This is a genomic window from Flintibacter porci (genome assembly GCF_041925195.1).
In the GTDB taxonomy this organism is placed as follows: Bacteria; Bacillota; Clostridia; order Oscillospirales; family Oscillospiraceae; genus Lawsonibacter; species Lawsonibacter porci.
Genome location: NZ_JBHEVB010000004.1, coordinates 144,066 through 162,158 on the forward strand (window position 1 = coordinate 144,066; position 18,093 = coordinate 162,158).

At 60.7% G+C, this 18,093-nt stretch carries 18 protein-coding genes; 7 read left to right on the forward strand and 11 right to left on the reverse strand.

Translation table 11 applies throughout. The features are described 5' to 3' along the window. Window positions 1-2: 2 nt before the first annotated feature. Genes ACEVJL_RS05705 through ACEVJL_RS05725 form a run of 5 tightly spaced genes read right to left on the reverse strand, consistent with a single transcriptional unit; the run spans window position 3 to window position 2,468 of the window. The gene (locus ACEVJL_RS05705) at window positions 3-908 is read right to left on the reverse strand and encodes an RluA family pseudouridine synthase (protein WP_374737160.1); all 906 of its coding nucleotides are present in this window, start codon (window positions 906-908) and stop codon (window positions 3-5) included. After that, window positions 905-1,369, reverse strand: a complete 465-nt coding sequence (locus tag ACEVJL_RS05710; RefSeq protein ID WP_302667270.1) for a hypothetical protein — start codon at window positions 1,367-1,369, stop codon at window positions 905-907. The genes ACEVJL_RS05705 and ACEVJL_RS05710 overlap by 4 nt, the downstream gene beginning before the upstream one ends. 13 nt (window positions 1,370-1,382) lie before the next feature. Next, a complete protein-coding gene (locus ACEVJL_RS05715) occupies window positions 1,383-1,805 on the reverse strand; it encodes a hypothetical protein (RefSeq protein ID WP_325207873.1) in 423 nt (140 codons plus the stop codon). A gap of 31 nt (window positions 1,806-1,836) precedes the next feature. Next, window positions 1,837-2,268, reverse strand: a complete 432-nt coding sequence (locus ACEVJL_RS05720; protein WP_374737161.1) for a hypothetical protein — start codon at window positions 2,266-2,268, stop codon at window positions 1,837-1,839. Beyond that, entirely contained in the window at window positions 2,265-2,468 is a 204-nt protein-coding gene (locus tag ACEVJL_RS05725) for a helix-turn-helix transcriptional regulator (RefSeq protein ID WP_008982089.1), read from the reverse strand. The genes ACEVJL_RS05720 and ACEVJL_RS05725 overlap by 4 nt, the downstream gene beginning before the upstream one ends. Window positions 2,469-2,715: 247 nt before the next feature. Here ACEVJL_RS05725 and hemW point away from each other — a divergent pair, with 247 nt between their 5' ends. From hemW to ACEVJL_RS05750, 5 genes are all read left to right on the forward strand, one after another. Further along, entirely contained in the window at window positions 2,716-3,921 is a 1,206-nt protein-coding gene (hemW, locus tag ACEVJL_RS05730) for a radical SAM family heme chaperone HemW (protein WP_374737162.1), read from the forward strand. Between the two features lie 213 nt (window positions 3,922-4,134). Beyond that, the gene (locus ACEVJL_RS05735; protein WP_040648674.1) at window positions 4,135-5,427 is read left to right on the forward strand and encodes a UDP-N-acetylglucosamine 1-carboxyvinyltransferase; all 1,293 of its coding nucleotides are present in this window, start codon (window positions 4,135-4,137) and stop codon (window positions 5,425-5,427) included. 92 nt (window positions 5,428-5,519) lie between these two features. After that, a complete protein-coding gene (locus tag ACEVJL_RS05740) occupies window positions 5,520-6,344 on the forward strand; it encodes an MBL fold metallo-hydrolase (protein ID WP_374737163.1) in 825 nt (274 codons plus the stop codon). After that, the gene (gene rlmH / locus ACEVJL_RS05745; RefSeq protein ID WP_151075312.1) at window positions 6,338-6,820 is read left to right on the forward strand and encodes a 23S rRNA (pseudouridine(1915)-N(3))-methyltransferase RlmH; all 483 of its coding nucleotides are present in this window, start codon (window positions 6,338-6,340) and stop codon (window positions 6,818-6,820) included. The genes ACEVJL_RS05740 and rlmH overlap by 7 nt, the downstream gene beginning before the upstream one ends. Before the next feature lie 121 nt (window positions 6,821-6,941). Next, window positions 6,942-8,669 carry a phospho-sugar mutase gene (locus ACEVJL_RS05750; protein WP_110441421.1) on the forward strand — a complete coding sequence of 576 codons (1,728 nt, stop codon included), beginning with the start codon at window positions 6,942-6,944 and terminating at the stop codon, window positions 8,667-8,669. A 448-nt stretch (window positions 8,670-9,117) separates the two neighbouring features. Here the strand turns inward: ACEVJL_RS05750 and ACEVJL_RS05755 are convergent, their stop codons facing one another. From ACEVJL_RS05755 to ACEVJL_RS05770, 4 genes are all read right to left on the reverse strand, one after another. Continuing rightward, the gene (locus ACEVJL_RS05755; RefSeq protein WP_374737164.1) at window positions 9,118-10,308 is read right to left on the reverse strand and encodes a M20 metallopeptidase family protein; all 1,191 of its coding nucleotides are present in this window, start codon (window positions 10,306-10,308) and stop codon (window positions 9,118-9,120) included. Between the two features lie 121 nt (window positions 10,309-10,429). Further along, entirely contained in the window at window positions 10,430-11,572 is a 1,143-nt protein-coding gene (locus tag ACEVJL_RS05760) for an LCP family protein (protein ID WP_235398400.1), read from the reverse strand. 197 nt (window positions 11,573-11,769) lie between these two features. Beyond that, window positions 11,770-12,915, reverse strand: a complete 1,146-nt coding sequence (locus ACEVJL_RS05765; protein WP_374737165.1) for an LCP family protein — start codon at window positions 12,913-12,915, stop codon at window positions 11,770-11,772. Window positions 12,916-13,027: 112 nt separating this feature from the next. Next, window positions 13,028-13,519, reverse strand: a complete 492-nt coding sequence (locus ACEVJL_RS05770) for a CYTH domain-containing protein (protein WP_374737166.1) — start codon at window positions 13,517-13,519, stop codon at window positions 13,028-13,030. A 101-nt stretch (window positions 13,520-13,620) separates the two neighbouring features. Here ACEVJL_RS05770 and ACEVJL_RS05775 point away from each other — a divergent pair, with 101 nt between their 5' ends. Next, complete coding sequence (locus tag ACEVJL_RS05775; RefSeq protein WP_374737167.1) at window positions 13,621-14,850, forward strand: class I SAM-dependent rRNA methyltransferase; 1,230 nt, start codon at window positions 13,621-13,623, stop codon at window positions 14,848-14,850. Between the two features lie 44 nt (window positions 14,851-14,894). Here ACEVJL_RS05775 and ACEVJL_RS05780 read toward each other — a convergent pair whose 3' ends face one another. Both ACEVJL_RS05780 and ACEVJL_RS05785 read right to left on the reverse strand, forming a co-directional pair. Then, window positions 14,895-16,529 (reverse strand): class I adenylate-forming enzyme family protein, encoded by a 1,635-nt coding sequence (locus ACEVJL_RS05780; protein ID WP_235398396.1) that lies wholly within the window; start codon window positions 16,527-16,529, stop codon window positions 14,895-14,897. Between the two features lie 115 nt (window positions 16,530-16,644). Then, window positions 16,645-17,721 carry a 6-phosphofructokinase gene (locus ACEVJL_RS05785; protein ID WP_008982103.1) on the reverse strand — a complete coding sequence of 359 codons (1,077 nt, stop codon included), beginning with the start codon at window positions 17,719-17,721 and terminating at the stop codon, window positions 16,645-16,647. Window positions 17,722-17,924: 203 nt separating this feature from the next. On the opposite strand from ACEVJL_RS05785, the gene ACEVJL_RS05790 reads away from it, so the two are divergent. Then, the gene (locus ACEVJL_RS05790) at window positions 17,925-18,092 is read left to right on the forward strand and encodes a hypothetical protein (protein ID WP_325207697.1); all 168 of its coding nucleotides are present in this window, start codon (window positions 17,925-17,927) and stop codon (window positions 18,090-18,092) included. Window position 18,093: the final 1 nt, after the last annotated feature.

Below are 18,093 nucleotides of genomic sequence, written 5' to 3' on the forward strand. Positions count from 1 at the left end.
TTCTATAATCCTTCCTGCTCCAGAAGCCGCTTCATGTCCTGCGGCACCGGGGCGGTAAAGGTCATCTCCTGTCCCGTGATGGGGTGGCGGAAGGTGAGGCTGTGGGAGTGGAGGGCGGGCCGTGGGATGCGTTCCGGCTCCTCCTTTCCGTACAGGAAGTCCCCCACTAACGGGTGGCCCAGGTGGGCCAGATGGACCCGGATCTGATGAGTCCGGCCGGTGTCCAGCACCAGGCGCACCAGGGTGCAGCTCTCCCCCGCTTTCAACACTTCATAGTGGGTGCGGGCAAATTTCCCGTCCGGGCGGACCATCTGCTCCACCAGGGAGCCGGGCTTTGGCCCCAGGGGCTCCTCGATGGTTCCCACAGGCGGCTCCAGAATCCCTTCACACACCGCCAGATACTCCCGGTGGAAGCCGTCGGTGTGGAGCTGCTCCTTGAGCACCTCCTGGGCATGGGGGTGGCGGGCCACCACCAGCAGGCCGGAGGTCCCCCGGTCCAGGCGGTGGACGGGGTGAAAATCCCCCTCTGTTCCCTCCTGATCGTAATAATAGAGAAGATAATTCCCCACAGTATCGGAATAATGCCCCGGTCCGGGGTGGACAGGCACGCCGGGCGCTTTATTGAGCACCACCACGTCCCCATCCTCATAGACGACATCCAAGGGTCCTGGTTCAGGCAGAATGCCGCTGCGCCGCTCCGGGTCAGACAACCGCACCGACAGCACCTGCCCCTCTTGGGGACAGAACCGGGTGTTCACCCGCGCCCCGTCCACCAGGATGCCGTCCTCTAACCATTTGATCCGCCGCACCACCGTCCCGGACAGCCCCAAATGACGCTTGAGCAGGGTATCCACCTTGATTCCCGCCAGCGCCCCGGTGATGGGCAGCTCCAACCTCCGCGCACTCATAGCTTCCGGGACAGTCCGAACTGGCCCCCCAGGAACAGCAGCACGTACACCGCCATGGAGCACAGCAGCACGGTCACCAGCCGCCGGTCCACCGCCACCAGCACAAAGGCAGCCAGGGCCTGAAGGAAGAACACTCCCACCCCCGCCAACTGGGCGGCCTGGGCCACAATGCGCTGGCTGCGCTCGTCGGTCTCCTGGATGCGGGCCCGCTTCCATTTCTCCGGGTGGCGGAGCATCCACTCGTTGCGCATCAGCAGACCCAGACCGGCCCCGGTGATGCCGCAGGCGCCCCCCAGGTAGAACCCCTGGGCGTAGTCACCGAGACCGCTGTCCGGCACCAGCCACACATAGCACCCCAGGCCCACCAGCCCAATGGCCAGGATGGCCAGAAAGGCCCAGCGGCGCTGGCGCAGATTTTTCCCATAGTCCCCGGCATAGTTTGTCATCATTTTCAGGATCATGTTCCTCTCCCCCTCACATCCGTTTGGCCCAGCGGCCCATATTGACCATCAGGAACACACAGTGCAGCACAATCAGCACCGACACCAGGGCGGTGGGAAATCCGCTGCCCAGAAACAGGGTCACAAAGAAGGCCCCCCACAGGAGATACAGGGTCCAATACCAGCTGGAGTAAGCTGCCTTCTCCCGGATGGCCACGTTGCGCTCATCCCGCTCGCCCCGCTCCGCCTCCCGGCGCTCGTCCTCGCTCATCCGACGCCAAATCACATCCATGGCGATGCCGGACACACCCAGGCCCATCAACGCACCGCCTGTGCCGAACAGGGCTCCGCCCATCCCCTTGGGCACCTGCTCCCCCAGCACTACGGCGGCCAGAACCAGACAGGCTCCGCATAGAATACCCAGAATGGGCAATATTTTCTTCAAACGCTCTTTCATAGCAGAACTCCTTTCCACGCAGAAAACACCGTTAAAACTTCTGACTCAGCCGGGACAGCTGGACGAGATAGGACAGCACATGTACCCCGAACAGGACCGCCGCGGCCAGGATCCCCGCCGTACAGTCCAGCACCGACATCACCACGGCCATGGCTGCAATGGCCGCCATGGTGACCTGCCAGGAGAAGTAGGCCGCCTGGCCCCAGAGGAACTGGTTGCGCTCGTCCTGGCCGGAGCGCTCCATATCCCGCCGCTCCTCCGGTGAGGCCTTCTCCCACCGTCTCCGCTCCAGATACCAATATCCCATATAGGCCACCAGTACCCAGCCTAAGGCAGTGATGCCATCCTTTAACGGGCGGTACAGGGCGGTGTGCTGGAGGTTGGGCACCAGGGTCACCTTCAGCAGCGCGAAGATAATCAGCAGCGCCAGGGCGATGCAGTACTTTCGATGAATCTTTTTCATGCCTCTTCCTCCTCAAACAGGAATACTTCTTCAATGGTCATCCCAAAATATTTGGCGATCTTATGGGCCAGCAGCAAAGAGGCGTTGTAGCGTCCGTTCTCCAGGGAGATGATGGTCTGCCGGGTCACGTCCACGGCGTCGGCCAGCTCCGCCTGGGAAATGCGCCGCTCCTTGCGCAGCTGGGCAATGCGGTTGGTCACATCGCCGCCTCCTTTCTATGTAAAGCTTCCTTTACAAAAATAGTATAGCTTGCTTTACATTACATGTCAAGTAGGCTTTACATCTTTTTTGCGTCTCGGCATATTTTGCCAATTTTCTCCTCAAAAAAACAGCATTCTCTCTCTTTTCCCTCCCTTGCACTCCCAAAGACTGTGGTATATAATGCGTGGGAGCAAACCCCGGTTTGTTCCAGACAATATTTTTCATGATTTTATGAGGTGTGTATCCATGGCGGACAAGCTGGGCATCTATATCCATATTCCCTTCTGCCGCAGTAAGTGCGACTACTGCGACTTCTATTCCCTGGCCGGTCGGGACGACCGGATGGACCAATATCAAAAGGCGCTGCTCTCCCACATTAAGGAGACCGCCCCCCTGGCCCAGGACTTTCCGGTGGATACCATCTACATCGGCGGCGGCACCCCCAGCTACTATGGGGCCAAGCGGCTCAAAGAGCTGCTGGGTGTGATCCGCAAGCTCTATCAGGTAGAGAAGGATGCCGAGGTCACCGTGGAGTGTAATCCCGACAGTGTGGACGTGAAGTCCCTGAAGATCCTGCGCAAGGCAGGGGTCAACCGCCTGTCCATGGGAATGCAGTCCGCCAACGCCTGCGAACTGGAGCGTATCCACCGCATCCACACCCCCCAGCAGGTCAACGAAGCGGCCACCGCCGCCCGGAAGGCTGGCTTTACCAACCTGTCCCTGGACCTCATCTACGGTCTGCCCGGCCAGACCATGGACAGCTGGAAAGCCACCGTGGAGCACGCCCTGTCTCTCATTCCTCAGCACCTGTCCTGCTATGGATTAAAGGTGGAGGAGGGTACCCCCCTGGCCGCCCGGGTGGCGCAGGGCGAGGTACTGCCCGATGACGACCAGCAGGCCGACCTCTACCTGTGGACGGTGGGACGGCTGGAGCGGGCGGGCTACCCCCAGTATGAGATCTCCAACTTTGCCAAGCCCGGCTTTGCCTCCCGGCACAACCTGCGCTACTGGCTCACCCAGCCCTACATCGGCTTTGGCCCCGGCGCCCACTCCGATTTCGGCGGGCGGCGCTACTCCTTTGTACGGGATCTGGACGCCTACATCCAGGGCGTACTCCAGGGCGGCGATATCATTGACGAATCGGAGATCATTCCCAAGCGGGAGCGGTGCGGAGAATATCTGATGCTGCGCCTGCGCACCGTGCAGGGCATCAACGAGCAGGAGTACCGCAGCACCTATTTTATGGACTTCGCTCCTCTCCAGGCCCGGCTGGAGCAATTCCGCGCTCAGGGCTGGGCGGAGCAGACCGACGGGCGCTGGCATTTCACCCCAAAAGGCTTCCTGCTGTCCAACCAGCTCATCGGCGACCTGCTGGATCGGCAGGAACAGGCGCACTGGGAGGATCTGGTTTCCAGATCCCGCCATTATCATCTCGACCAAGGCTGTCCTTGATTTTTCGATGCTTCTTACTTTTTGCACAATTTTGTGCCCGCGGTGTAAAATTCATTGCCTTTTGGATATACTGATGGTATAATATATGCGTTTTAGAGCGTCTCCCTGTGGGAGAAGCCTTTTTTGGATCGCTTTTGCGGCTACTTATGGCGCTTTGCGCCGTATGTTCATATAAACCCCATGTTTATTTCCTTCGAGAGGGTGCAGACAAGTTTGAATAAGTATCAGATTCAGGGCGGTAAGCCCCTTCACGGAACCATCACCATCAGCGGCGCCAAAAACGCCGCTGTCGCTATCATCCCCGCTGCCCTGCTGGTGGACGGGGTGTGCCGAATCGAGAACATTCCCCAGATCAGCGACGTCACTCTGATCCTCCAGATCCTTCAGGAGCTGGGGGCTGACGTGCGCACCGTCAACCGCACCACGGTGGACATTGACTGCTCTCACATCCGCAACCGTCAGGTCCCCTATGAGCTGGCCCGCAAGATCCGCGCCAGCTACTACCTGGTGGGCGCTCTGCTGGGCCGCTTCGGCTGGGCCGAGGTGCCCCTGCCCGGCGGCTGTGATCTGGGCGGACGTCCTATTGACCAGCACATCAAGGGCTTTGTGGCCATGGGTGCGGACGTGGATGTGCGCAACGGCTTGATCTGCGCCAAGGTCCCCGGCGGACGTCTGTCCGGCGGACAGATCTACCTGGACATGGTGTCTGTGGGCGCCACCATGAACATCATGCTGGCCGGTGTGCTGGCCGACGGCATGACCATCATTGAAAATGCCGCCAAGGAGCCCCACATCGTGGACCTGGCCAACTTCCTCAACTCCATGGGCGCCAACATCATGGGCGCAGGCACCGACGTGATTAAGATCCGCGGCGTCAAGCGTCTCAAGGGCGGCACTTATTCCATTATCCCTGACCAGATCGAGGCCGGCACCTATATGGCTGCCGTGGCCGCTGCCGGCGGCGACGTGCTCATTCAGAACGTCATCCCCAAGCATCTGGACTGCATCACCGCCAAGCTGGTAGAGATGGGCGTGGATGTGGAGGAGCTGGACGACGCAGTACGGGTGCGCCGCTTTGGCCCCATCAGCCGCACCAACGTGAAGACCATGCCCTACCCCGGTTTCCCCACCGACATGCAGCCTCAGATCGCCGCAGTACTCTGCCTTGCCACCGGCACCAGCGTACTCACCGAGGGCGTGTGGGACAGCCGCTACCGCTATGTGGATGAGTTCCGCCGCATGGGTGCTCACATCCAGGTGGACGGCAAGGTGGCCGTCATCGAGGGCGTGCCCCAGCTCACCGGCGCACCGGTGAATGCCTGCGACCTGCGGGCGGGCGCTGCCATGGTCATCGCCGGTCTGGCTGCTCAGGGCATCACCGAGGTGGGCGATATCCACCACATCGAGCGCGGCTACGAGGACCTGGTGGGCAAGCTGTCCGGCGTAGGCGCCAACATTAAAATGATCACCGTCCCCGACGAGGACGCCAAGTCCCAGGTGGGCTAAACGAATGATAAAAAGCGGGAGCGCAGGTCCGGGACGACTGTCCCGCTCCGGCTCCCGCTTTTTTCGCCTGTACGCGGAAAGGAGCGCCTTCATTGCTGTCATTTGTCACCCTGGCCAGCGGGTCCAGCGGCAACGCCGCCCTGGTCTCCTGCGGCCAGACTCATATCCTGCTGGACGCGGGTATCTCCGCCCGGCGCATCACCACCGCCCTGCGCGGCCTTGGGGTGGACCCGGCATTCCTGTCCGGAGTTCTCATCACTCATGAGCACACCGACCACATTTCCGGCCTTGCCACCCTCACCAAGCAGCTGGGCCTGCCGGTGTATGCCACTGCTCCCACCCTGGACGCCCTGGCCATGAAAGTACCCGCCATTCCCGAAAAACGGCTGGGGCGCTTCTTTGCCCCCGGAGAGTCTTTCCCCCTGGGGGAACTGTGGATCGAGCCCTTTGCCACCTCCCACGACGCCGCCTGCAGCGTAGGCTACGCCATTACCGGCGGCGACAGCCGTATGGTACTGTGTACCGACCTAGGCTACATATCTCCCCAGGTGGAGCGCGCGGTGGCCGGATGCGACCTGCTGGTGTGCGAGGCCAACCACGACGAGGAGTGGGTGCGCACCGGTCCCTACCCCTATTACCTTAAGCAGCGGGTCCTGGGCCGCCGGGGCCATCTGTCCAACGAGGCCGGGGCTCAGCTGGCTCTGCTGGCTGCACAAAACGGCGCCCACACCATTTTGCTGGCCCATCTGTCCGAGGAGAACAACACCCCCGCCCACGCCCTGGAGGTGGTGGGCCGCACCCTGCGTCAGGCGGGCTTTGAGGACGGGGTGACCCTGGAGGCCGCTCCCCGGAAGGAGCCGGGCCGGGTATACCATCTCTCCCGTCAGGGAGTCAGACAGGAGGCCGCCGTATGCTGAGCGTTCATCTCATCTGCGTGGGAAAGCTAAAGGAGAAGTTCTATCTGGAGGCCTGCAAGGAGTACGAAAAGCGGCTGGGCGGCTACTGTAAGCTCACCCTCACCGAGTTGCCCGAGGAGAAGTTGCCCCAGAACCCCACCCAGGGCCAGATTGACCAGGCTCTGGCCAAGGAGGCCGACGCTATCCGCGCCAAACTCCCTCCCAGCGCCAGTCTGGTGGCCCTCTGTGTGGAGGGAAAGCTGCGCTCCAGTGAGGAACTGGCCAAGATCGTGGCCGATTGGCAGCAGTCCTCCGCCAAACACCTGGTCTTTCTCATCGGCGGCTCCTATGGCCTGCACCCCTCCATCAAGCAGCAGGCCTGGCTCAAGCTCTCCATGTCCCCCATGACCTTCCCCCACCACCTGGCACGGGTGATGCTTTTAGAGCAGGTCTACCGGGCCTTTAAGATCAACGAGGGCTCCAGCTACCACAAGTAGAATCCCATGTTTTTCCACAAATTTGACGAAACTCCGCTGGAAATTTGCGCCTGGTTGTGGTACACTTACCACAACAGCCAATCCCAGCGGAGTTTTTATCTTTACAGGAGGTTATGTACCTATGTCTTATCGAGAGAATTACGAGAAATGGCTTAACAGCCCCGCTCTGTCCGCCGACGAAAAGGCCGAGCTGGAGGCGATCAAGAACGATGAGAAGGAGATCGAGTCCCGCTTCTTTGACCAGCTGTCCTTCGGCACCGCCGGTCTGCGCGGCACCATGGGCGTGGGCCTGTACCGTATGAACGTGCATGTCATCCGTCACGCCACCCAGGCCTTTGCCCAGGTCATCCTGGAGGAGGGTCCCGAGGCGGTAAAGCGGGGCGTGGCCGTGTGCTTTGACTGCCGCAACAACTCCGACACCTTTGCCCGGGAGGCCGCCTGCGTCATGGCGGGCAACGGCATCCCCGTGCGTCTGTTTGAGTCCCTGCGCCCCACCCCCGAGCTCAGCTTTGCTGTGCGTGAGTACGGCTGCATCGCCGGCATCAACGTCACAGCCAGCCACAACCCCAAGGAGTACAACGGCTACAAGGTGTACTGGGAGGACGGTGCCCAGCTGCCCCCCAAGCACGCCGACGAGGTGGCCAAGAAGATGAAGGAGCTGGACGTGTTCGACTGCGTCAAGACCATGGACTACGACAAGGCCGTGGCCGAGGGCAAGATCGTCCTCATGGGCGCTGAGACCGACGAGAAGTTCCTGGCCAACGTCATGGAGCAGGTCAACGACAAGGCCGTGGTGGAGAAGATGGCCGACACCTTCAAGATGGTGTACACCCCCTTCCACGGCACCGGCTATAAGCTCATCCCCGAGGCTCTCAAGCGCCTGGGCATGAAGCACGTTATCTGCGTGCCTGAGCAGATGGTCATTGACGGCGACTTCCCCACCGTGGTCTCTCCCAACCCCGAGAACCCCGAGGGCTTCTATCTGGCGGTGGACCTGGCCAAGAAGAACAACGCCGACTTTATCCTGGGCTCCGACCCCGACGCCGACCGCGTGGGCATTATGGTGCGCACCAAGGACGACGACTTTGTGGTCATCTCCGGCAACCAGACCGGCGTGCTGCTGCTGGACTACCTGATCGGTGCCAAGCGCCGCACCGGCAAGATGCCTGAGAAGCCCGTGGCCCTCAAGACTATTGTCACCACTGAGATGGCCCGCAAGGTGGCTGAGGTCAACGGCCTGCAGTGCTACGACACCTTCACCGGCTTTAAGTTCCTGGCCCAGAAGAAGGACCAGCTGGAGAACAGCGGCGAGGGCAACGTCATTATGTCCTACGAGGAGAGCTACGGCTACATGCTGGGCGACTACGTCCGGGACAAGGACGCCGTCTCCGCCAGCGTGGAGCTCACTGAGATGGCCGCCTGGTACGCCAGCCAGGGCATGACCCTGTATGACGCCCTCCAGGCTCTGTTTGAGAAGTACGGCTACTACGGCGAGAAGACTCTGAACCTGGTCATGCCCGGCCTGGACGGTCTGAAGAAGATGGCCGACCTGATGGCCAATCTGCGTGAGAAGCCCCCTGTGGAGATTGCCGGTGTGGCGGTCAAGGAGCAGAAGGACTACAAGGACGGCAGCGTGGTCAACGTGGCCGACGGCTGCAAGAGCACCATGGAGCTCTCCGGCTCCAACGTGCTGCGCTACGAGATGGCCGACGGCACCAGCCTCATCGTCCGTCCCTCCGGCACCGAGCCCAAGGTCAAGGTCTACATCCTGGCCAACGGCGTCACCAAGGCCGAGTGCGACGAGAAGGTGGCCAAGTACGCCGCCTGGGCTGAGACCCTGAAGGGCTAACTTACTTTTTTCGGAGAAAAAAGTAAGCAAAAAAGCTTTCTGCGAAACTTCGTTTCGCCTCTGCGCCCGTTCTGAAACAGCATACGAGGGAGTGACCATTCCGGTCGCTCCCTCGTTTTTTGTGGATTGGTATATTGTCTGCCGTCTGCCCGCCCAGCTGCCATGGCTATGCCGGATTAGGCGGCATTCGTACAGCGCAGGCACTGAAATATTTGCACTGGATAGGCCCCAGTGGGCCGAGGCAAGCAGGACCAGACGATCTTGTCTTAGGGCCGCCGGACGCACGTGCCCAGGAAACAGGAGGGCGTCCCCCGTAAACGGGGGCCCGGGGGAAAGGTGACTATGAGCGCCCGCTGCGCGAAGGCGCTCATCGGAGCCGTCCCCCGGCGGCGCTTTGGTTACTTTGCCGCCGCGGGCAAAGTAACACCGTCTTCCCACAAAAGGCAAATTATTTTTTCAAATAATCCACCGCAAACTGCACCAGCACCGGCGCAGCATAGCGGAGCGCCTCATCCGGGAAGATATTCTCCGCCACATGGATCCCCAGCCCGCTGTTGGGACAGGCAGGATCGTGGGTACCCACCTGGAACTGCACTCCCCGGCCTCCGCAGGCCTCCATCCACACGGAGAAATCGTCCGAGCCCATGGACGCCTCCGGCACCCAGTGCAGGTGCTCCTGCCCCAGGCTCTCCTCCACCGCCCGGGCCACTCCGTCGGCGATCTCCGGGTCGCTGATGATGGAAGGGATGCCCACATCCCGGCTGACCTCTCCCTTTGCCCCCAGGGCGGCGCAGCAATCCCGGGTGATCTGCCGGATCTGCTCCAGCATCTCCTGGCGCAGCTTCTCGTCAAAGGCCCGCATAGCGCCCCGCATAGTCACTTGGTCGGGGATGATGTTGGGGGCGGTGCCTCCGTGAATCTCTCCCACGGTAAGCACGGCCGGGTGGGTGGGGTTATTGAAGCGGCTGACCACCGTTTGGAGTTGGGTAATAAGGTGGGCGCTCACCACCACCGGGTCCACGCACCGTTGAGGATAGGCTCCGTGGCCGCCCCGTCCGGTGATGGTCCAAGTGAAGATATCAAAGCTGGCATTGCTGGGTCCCCGGCGCACACCGATCTTGCCCAGCTCCAGCAGAGGCGCGCAGTGAAAGCCCACCACCGCCTGGGGCTGGCAGTCTTTCAAGGCACCGGCCTCCAGCATCTTATAGGCGCCGCTGCCCACCTCCTCGGCACACTGGAAGATGAGCTTCACACTGCCGTGGAGTTCTTCCCGCAGCTGCTGCAGCGCCCGGGCTGCGTACAGCAGGGCGGCAGTATGCACATCATGGCCGCAGGCGTGGCACACGCCGGGCTTCTGGGAAGCGAAGTCCAGGCCGGTGTTCTCCAGGATTGGCAGAGCGTCAATGTCCTCCCGCAGCACCAGCATAGGACCGGGGTGTGCCCCTTCAATGACCGCGGACACGCCGGTCTCCAGGCCGGGCAGTTCCTCCACCCGGATGCCCCACTTTTTCATCTGCTGCTTTAAAAAACGGGTGGTCTCCCGCTCCTCATAGGGCAGCTCCGGATTTCGGTGCAGCATATGACGTACCTCCACCTGCTCCTCATACCAGTCCTCCAGCCAGCCCTTCCAGTTTTCCATCCTTCATCGGTCCTTTCCGGCGTTTTTCTCTCCCATCATGGCCCATTTTGCCCACTCTGTCAACCCCAACAAAAAACCGCCCGGCGGAGACACGAGAGTTCTCCGCCGGACGGCCGTCCGGTCAATAATTGAAGTAGTAGCGCTCAGCCCGGGGCAGGTTCATATCCTTTAAAGTAAGATCCCGGGTATAGGGGTTTACCAGCTCGTTGACCAGCTTTACCGTAGACTCCTGGTTGAGCTCCATACACCAGGCAGAGGCCCGGTAGTAGGCGTCTCCACGGCCCTCCAGGGTGGCCGAGCTGACGCCGCTGGACGTATTCAGCTTCATGCCCTGGGTGGCAAAGTAGAGCATATCCTTCAGTCCCATATCGGTCTTGACGTAGGTGTTGAAGATATTCAGGAAGGACTGCACCTTGGTGATGCTGCCCCAGGAAATCACCTTGTCCGCCAGCCCGGTGAGCACCTGCTGCTGCAGCTTGGTGCGGTCCAGGTCGCTGTAATTGGAATTGACGGTGGTCTTGTTGTCATGGCGGTAGCGTACCGCCTCCATAGCCGCCTGGCCGTCCAGATGCTGGGGACCTTTCTTGAAGTGGATGTGCAGGTTCTGGTAGGGGTCGTCATAGTTCATATCCACGGGGATATCCACATCCACCCCGCCCAGCTCATCCACCAGCGCCACAAAGCCCTGGAGGTTGATGTGGAAGTAGTAGTCGATGGGCACGCCCAGAGTCTTGGTGATCTCTTCGGCCAGCAGCTCCGGTCCGCCGTGCCCCAGAGCAGCGTTGATTTTGCCGTTGCGGCTCCAGTCCCGGTCCACCATGGTATCCCGGGGGACAGAGAGCACGCCCACCTTCTGGGACTTGGTGTCATAGCTGGCCACGATGATGGTGTCGGCGTTTCCGCCGCCCTTATCGCTGCCCAGCAGCAGGAAGTTATAAACGCCTTCCTTCCGTTTCAGCGCACCGGTCCCGGCCACCTGAGGTGCCTCACCCCCGGCCTCAGTCTGTTCTTCCTTCTCGGTCTTTCCGGCCGCTGGGGCGGTGACCTGGGTTCTCGCCTCTTTTACCGGCGGAGGCGTGATGAAAAAAGTTCCGGCGGCATACGCACCTACCACTAAAACGGCCAGTACGGCCACAAAGGTGTAAAGGGCCCAAATGGCGCCGCGGCGGCGGCGCTTATATCGCTTGACCGGCTGCTGCCGTCGGCCGCCGGAGGACGAGCGTCGGTTTGGTATCTGTGTCTGAGCCAGGGGAGCTCCCTCCAATCTTGTTTGAGATGTCCCCCAGTATAGCTCATTCCCCTTTCTTCGACAAGCCTTCTAAAGGTTGTTTTATGATTTCTTAAGGAATCATGCAGGCTGAGTCTCTCCCCTTCCAGTATCTTTCTTTCTCTTCAGAAATCCCGGCGCTCTTTTTATAAAAAAGGACCCATACAGCGCAGCGCTGTACGGGTCCTCGTCTCTTAATCAATGATGCCGCCGTTCCAGTAGTATTCCGGCACAGGCAGGTTCAAATCGTCCGCGGTCAGATCCCGGGTGTAGGGATTGATAAGGGAGTTGATGGTGGGCAGGATATCTTCCGCCTCATAGACAAAGCAGTACTTGTATCCGTTGACCACACCCTCGCCCCGGCCCTCCAGGTTGCCCTGCTGGATGGCGGTGGATACATCCACCTCCATGGCCTTGGTGGCAAAGTAGAGCATGTCCTGCATGCTCAGGTCGGTCTTCACATAGGTATTGAACAGTTCCAGGAAGGATGTCACCTTGGGGATGGAGTTCCAGGAGATCACCTTCTTGGCCAGCTCCACCAGCACCTGGCGCTGGAACTCGCCGCGCTGCACGTCGCTGTACCACTGGTTGGCTTGGTAATTGGGGCTGTCCGAGTTGTCATGGCGGTAACGCACCGCCTGCATGGTCTGCTGCCCATTCAGGTGCTGCATACCGGCATTCAGGTGGATGTGCAGGTCCTGATAGGGGTCGTCGTAGTTCATATCCAGGGGGACCTCAATATCCACGCCGTCCAGCTCATCTACCAGGGCGATAAAGCCCTGCAGATCCACATGAACGTAGTAGTCGATGGGAATACCAAAGGTGTTCTTGATCTCTTGCTTCAGCACCTCGGGACCGGCCTTTTTGCTGTGGAAGGCGGCGTTGATCTTGGGCATACTGCTCCACTCACGGGCCACTGCGGTATCACGGGGGATGGACACCATGCCGATCTTCTGATTCACCGTGTCGTAGCTGACCACGATCAGGGTATCGGTGTTGCTGCTGTCCACGTCCTTGCCCAGCAGAAGGAAGTTATAGACCCCTTCTTTTCGGATCAGCGCGTTGGGATCCTCCGGCTCCTGGGTACTTTCATCCACCACCGGTGCCTTGGAGACATCACCCTCAGTTCCTTCGATGGGAGGGGCCTTGATAAAAAAGTGCCCTGCGGCATACACGCCCACGATGATGGCGGAAATGACCACCAGGATTGCGTACAACGTCCAGCCAATGCTGCGGCGCTTGCGTTTTTTGGGTGCGGGACGTCGGGTCTGCGGCTGCTGCCGTCGGCCGCCGGAGGAAGCGGAACTGCTCCTGCGGCGGCGGGTTGGTGTCTGCTCCATGGTGGCTATCCCTCATCTTATGTAAATCTTGTATTAGTATACTCAGTTTTCCTGGGTTCGGCAAGCCCTAAATGGTGAATTCACCCGCTTTTTGCCTTTCCAAAATATACTGTTAAAGTTCTCCCCGCGTCTCGGTCCAGTAGGCCGCCATACTCTGCCCGGGCTTGCCGGTGACCTCGTCGCTGAGATACTCTCCCAGCTCACCGGGCTGCCAGGCCAGAGCGGCTTCTCTGGTGGGAAACTCCACCTCGGCATAAAAGAACTCCCCCGGCCGTCCCCGGTCTACCTGGTTGACCTCCAGGGTCAGACCGCCGGGAAGGGCGTAGCGCCGCTGTTCCTTTTCGATGAGGGGACGGCCGATGAACGCCTCCAGCTTGGCAAACAGCTCCGGGGCGATGTTGGTCTCGATCTCCTCCCGGGCCAGGCCGTCCGGCCCTGCCGCTCCCTTGAAGCACAGCACATACTCGGTCACGTCTCCGCTCGCCTCACTGCGGATGCGCACGGTGGGCCGGGTGGTGATGTACCCCTGGCGCATGAGGATACGCCGCTGCTCCTCCAACCCCTGGGGCCACCTGTTGGTGAGCCACTTGCGTTCAATTTCCATCGGATTCGCTCCTTTCGCTTTTCTTCATTCTAGCACACAGGGCCGATCCATGCTATAATGAAGATTACGAATTCATTTTTTACCAGAGAGGAACTTGTTTTATGAAACAAAGCCGCCCCTATCCCGTCTATACCATCACTCCCAAGGGAGAGCGGGCCATTCTGTCCGGCCACCCCTGGGTGTACGCAGAAGAGCTCACCGACCAGCCCGATCCCGCCCCCGCCAACGGCGGGCTGGTGGACGTGGTCAGCGCCAAAGGCCGCTACCTGGGCACGGGCCTTTTGAGCCAGCACAGCAAGATCCGGGTACGGCTTCTCAGCCGCAACGCCAACGACCGCTTTGACGAGAACTTCTGGCGCCGCCGTGTGGAATACGCCTGGGCCTACCGCAAAACGGTGATGGGGCCGGAGGATCTCAGCTGCTGCCGGGTCATCTTCGGCGAGGCCGACCAGTTCCCCGGCCTGACGGTGGACCGCTTCGGCCCGGTGCTGGTGACCCAGACCCTGTCCTACGGCATGGAGCAGCTGAAGTCCGTCCTTTTCCCCATTCTGGTGGACGTGCTGCGCCAGGACGGTCAGGATATCCAGGGCATTTTCGAGCGCAACGATGTGGCGCTGCGCCAGCGTGAGGGCCTGGAGGAGAACAAGGGCTGGTTCCCCCTGGAGGGGCTCCAGCATCCCCAGGAAACCTGGACCGAGATCTGCGAGAACGGCGTGCGCTACCGGGTAGACTTTGAAAACGGCCAGAAAACCGGCTTCTTCCTGGACCAGAAGTACAACCGCCGGGAGGTGGCCAAGCTGGCCCGGGGCAAGCGGGTACTGGACTGCTTTACCCACACGGGGAGCTTCGCCCTCAACGCCGCTTTGGGCGGTGCCGAGCACGTCACCGCCGTGGATGTGAGCCAGGCGGCGGTAGACCTGGCCCGGGACAACGCGGTACGCAACGGCCTGGAGGGGCGCATGGACTTCCTCTGCGCCGACGTCTTTGACCTGCTGCCTACTCTGGAGCACCAGCCGGACTACGACTTCATCATTCTGGATCCGCCCGCCTTCACCAAGTCCCGCAAGACCGCCCGCAACGCCATGCGCGGCTACAAGGAGATCAACTACCGGGCCATGAAACTGCTGCCCCGCGGCGGCTATCTGGCCACCGCCAGCTGCAGCCACTTTGCCACCGAGGAGATGTTTATTAAAATGCTCCGCTCCGCCGCCGCCGATGCCGGGCGGCAGCTGCGGCAGATCGAGGTGCGCCAGCAGGCTCCCGACCACCCCATCCTCTGGAACGTGGAGGAGACCAACTACCTGAAGTTCTTCCTCTTCCAGGTCATTTAAGCACAAAAACAGCCCGTCCCACAAAGGGACGGGCTGTTGGCATATCAGGCTTGGTTCTGGGCCTCCACCAGGCGCACGCCGCAGTACTTCTCCCGCAGCTTGGGCTTTTCGATCTTGCCGGTGGGGTTGCGGGGCACGTCGGCGAAGATGATCTTCCGGGGCCGCTTGTACCGGGGCAGGTCGGTGCAGAACTGATTGATCTCGCTCTCGGTGCAGGTCATGCCATCCTTCACCTGGATAATGGCGGCCGCAATCTCGCCCAGGCGCTTGTCGGGCAGGCCGATGACGGCCACATCGTGGATCTTGGGGTAGGCGGACAGGAAGTCCTCGATCTGGACAGGGTAGAGGTTCTCGCCGCCGGAGATGATGACGTCCTTCTTCCGGTCTACCAGGAAGTAGAAACCGTCCGCATCCTGCTTGGCCATGTCGCCGGTGTGGAGCCACTCCCCGTGGAGCACGGCGGCGGTGGCCTCGGGGTCGTGGTAGTAGCACCGCATCACGCCGGGACCCTTGACGCACAGCTCGCCCACCTCGCCCTGGGGCACGGTCTGGCCCTGCTCGTCCACGATCTTCACCTTCCAGCCGTAGCCGGGAACGCCAATGGCACCCACCTTGTGGATGTGATCCATCCCCAGGTGGACACAGCCCGGGCCGGTGGACTCGGACAGGCCGTAGTTGGTATCGTATTTGTGGTGGGGGAAATACTCCATCCAGTGCTTGATAAGGGAGGGCGGAACCGGCTGTGCGCCGATGTGCATCAGCCGCCACTGGCTGAGCTGGTAGTCCTCCAGCTTCAGGTCGCCCCGGTCCAGCGCGGCCAGGATATCCTGACACCAGGGCACCAGCAGCCACACGATGGTGCACCGCTCCTGGGAGACGGCATCAAAGATGGCCTTGGGGCTGTTGCCCTTCAGCAGGACTCCCTTGCTGCCGGTAAACAAGGAACCGAACCAGTGCATCTTGGCGCCGGTGTGATAGAGAGGCGGGATGCACAGGAACACGTCCTCATGGGTAGTCTCGTGGTGGATGGCCTCCATCCGGGCCGCCTGCAGGAGACACCGGTGGCTGAGCAGGATGGCCTTAGGGAAGCCGGTGGTGCCGGAGGAGTAGTAGATGGCGCCGTCATCCTCGTCGTCCACCAGCACCTTGGGCGCGGCGGAGGAGCAGTTGGCAGTGGCGCGGTGGTAGTCCTCGGCAAAGGAGGGGCAGGTCTCACCCACAAAGAACAGGAGGCGCTCCCGTCCGATAGAGGGGACAATGTCCTCCACACGGCCGATAAACTCCGGGCCGAAGAACAGCACGTCGGCGTCGGCCAGCTTCACACAGTACTCGATCTCCTGGGCAGTATAGCGGAAGTTCAGGGGCACCGCCACCGCTCCGGCCTTGAGGATGCCGAAGTAGATGGGCAGCCACTCCAGGCAGTTCATCAGCAAAATGGCCACCTTCTGGCCCTTTTTCAGCCCTCGGCCCAACAGCAGGTTGGCCACCCGGTTGGCCTTCTCATCAAAGACGGACCAGGTGATCTCCCGGCGGTAGGGTGCGGTGGAGGTGGGCTGAATGAGCGCATACTCCTTCCAGGTGACCCGCTGGGTCTCCTGAACCTCGGGGTTGATCTCTACCAGGGCGACCTCGTCGCCGTAGAGCTTGCTGTTGCGCTCCAGCAGATCGGTGATAGGCATGGCGCTCGTTCCTTTCAAAACCGGGCGAGGCCCGGATACTTTTGCGGTTTCAATCTTTAAACCGTTAAAGTATCATAACCCAGAACCAATCAAAAGTCAACCCCTGGATTCCCTTTTATCCCAGGGAAATGCCCATGCGCCGGGCCACCTCCAGCATGCCGTGGCCGTCGGGGACCAGGCGGCTCTTGCCGGCGATGTCGGCGAGCTTGTTTTCTCCCACGTGGTTGTTCTTCATGGCCACGGTGATACCGAAGTTGCCGTCCTCCACCATCTTGGCCGCGTAGGAGCCGAACTGGGTGGCCAGCACCCGGTCGTAGGGAGAGGGACTGCCGCCCCGCTGGGTGTGTCCGGGGACACAGGTGCGGGTCTCAAAGCCGGTCATCTCCTCGATCTGGCGGGCAATGCGGTTGGTGGCGGTGGTGATGCCCTCCTCCTTACGCTTGGCCAGACGCTCCTTCTTCTTCATGCGGGACTCCTTGACGTCGTAGACGCCCTCGGCCACGGCCAGGATGGAGAAGTGCTTGCCCTGCTTGGCCCGGTTCTCAATGGCGGCGCACACCTTTTCAATGGTGTAGGGACGCTCGGGAATGAGGATGATGTCCGCGCCGCCGGCGATGCCTGCGTACAGGGTGAGCCAGCCCGCCTTGTTGCCCATCAGCTCCACCAGCATGCAGCGGCTGTGGCTGCCGGCGGTGGTGTGGACCCGGTCGATGGCCTCGGTGGCAATATCAACGGCAGAGTGGAAGCCAAAGGTCACGTCGGTGCCGTAGATGTCATTGTCGATGGTCTTGGGCAGGCCGATGATGTTGAGGCCCTCCTCAGCCAGAAGATTGGCCGTCTTATGGGTGCCGTTGCCGCCCAGACAGAGAAGGCAGTCCAGCTTCATGGCGGCGTAGTTCTTCTTCATCTCAGCCACCTTGTCCACATCGTCCTCGCCCACGACCCGCATGAGCTTGAAGGGCGTGCGCTTGGTGCCCAGGATGGTGCCGCCTACGGTAAGGATACCGGAAAATTCATAGGGCTTCATCTCCCGCCACTCGCCGTTGATGAGACCGGAGAAGCCGTTGGAAATGCCGACGATGGTCACGTCCTCCCCAAAGCGCTGATACAGGGCCTTGGCCACACCGCGGATGGTCGCGTTGAGTCCCGGGCAGTCACCGCCGGAGGTCAGGATACCCACTCGCTTTTTCATAAGAGTTCCCCCTTCATTACAATCTGGTACAAGAGTACTTTTTCCCGCATGGATTGTCAATATCCTCCTGTCCCAGGTATGGTGTTGTTCCTGCATCATTTTTTGCATTTCTCTTTACCCAGGTAGCTTTCTTTGGTATAGTAAATATGAAAAAATGCCGGCCGTATGATCCAGAAAGATTTTTTCGGAAGGGAGGTGCCCGGATGATCCGAATCGCTGTGGCTGAGGACGATCTGTCCTGGGCTTATCAACTGCAAACCTATGTGGACCAATACGCCCGGGAATCGGGTAAAAGCTTTGAGGTGTCTCTGTTTGCAGATGGAGAGGATCTGCTGGAGCAGTATCATGGCCAGTTTGATCTGGTTTTTTAGA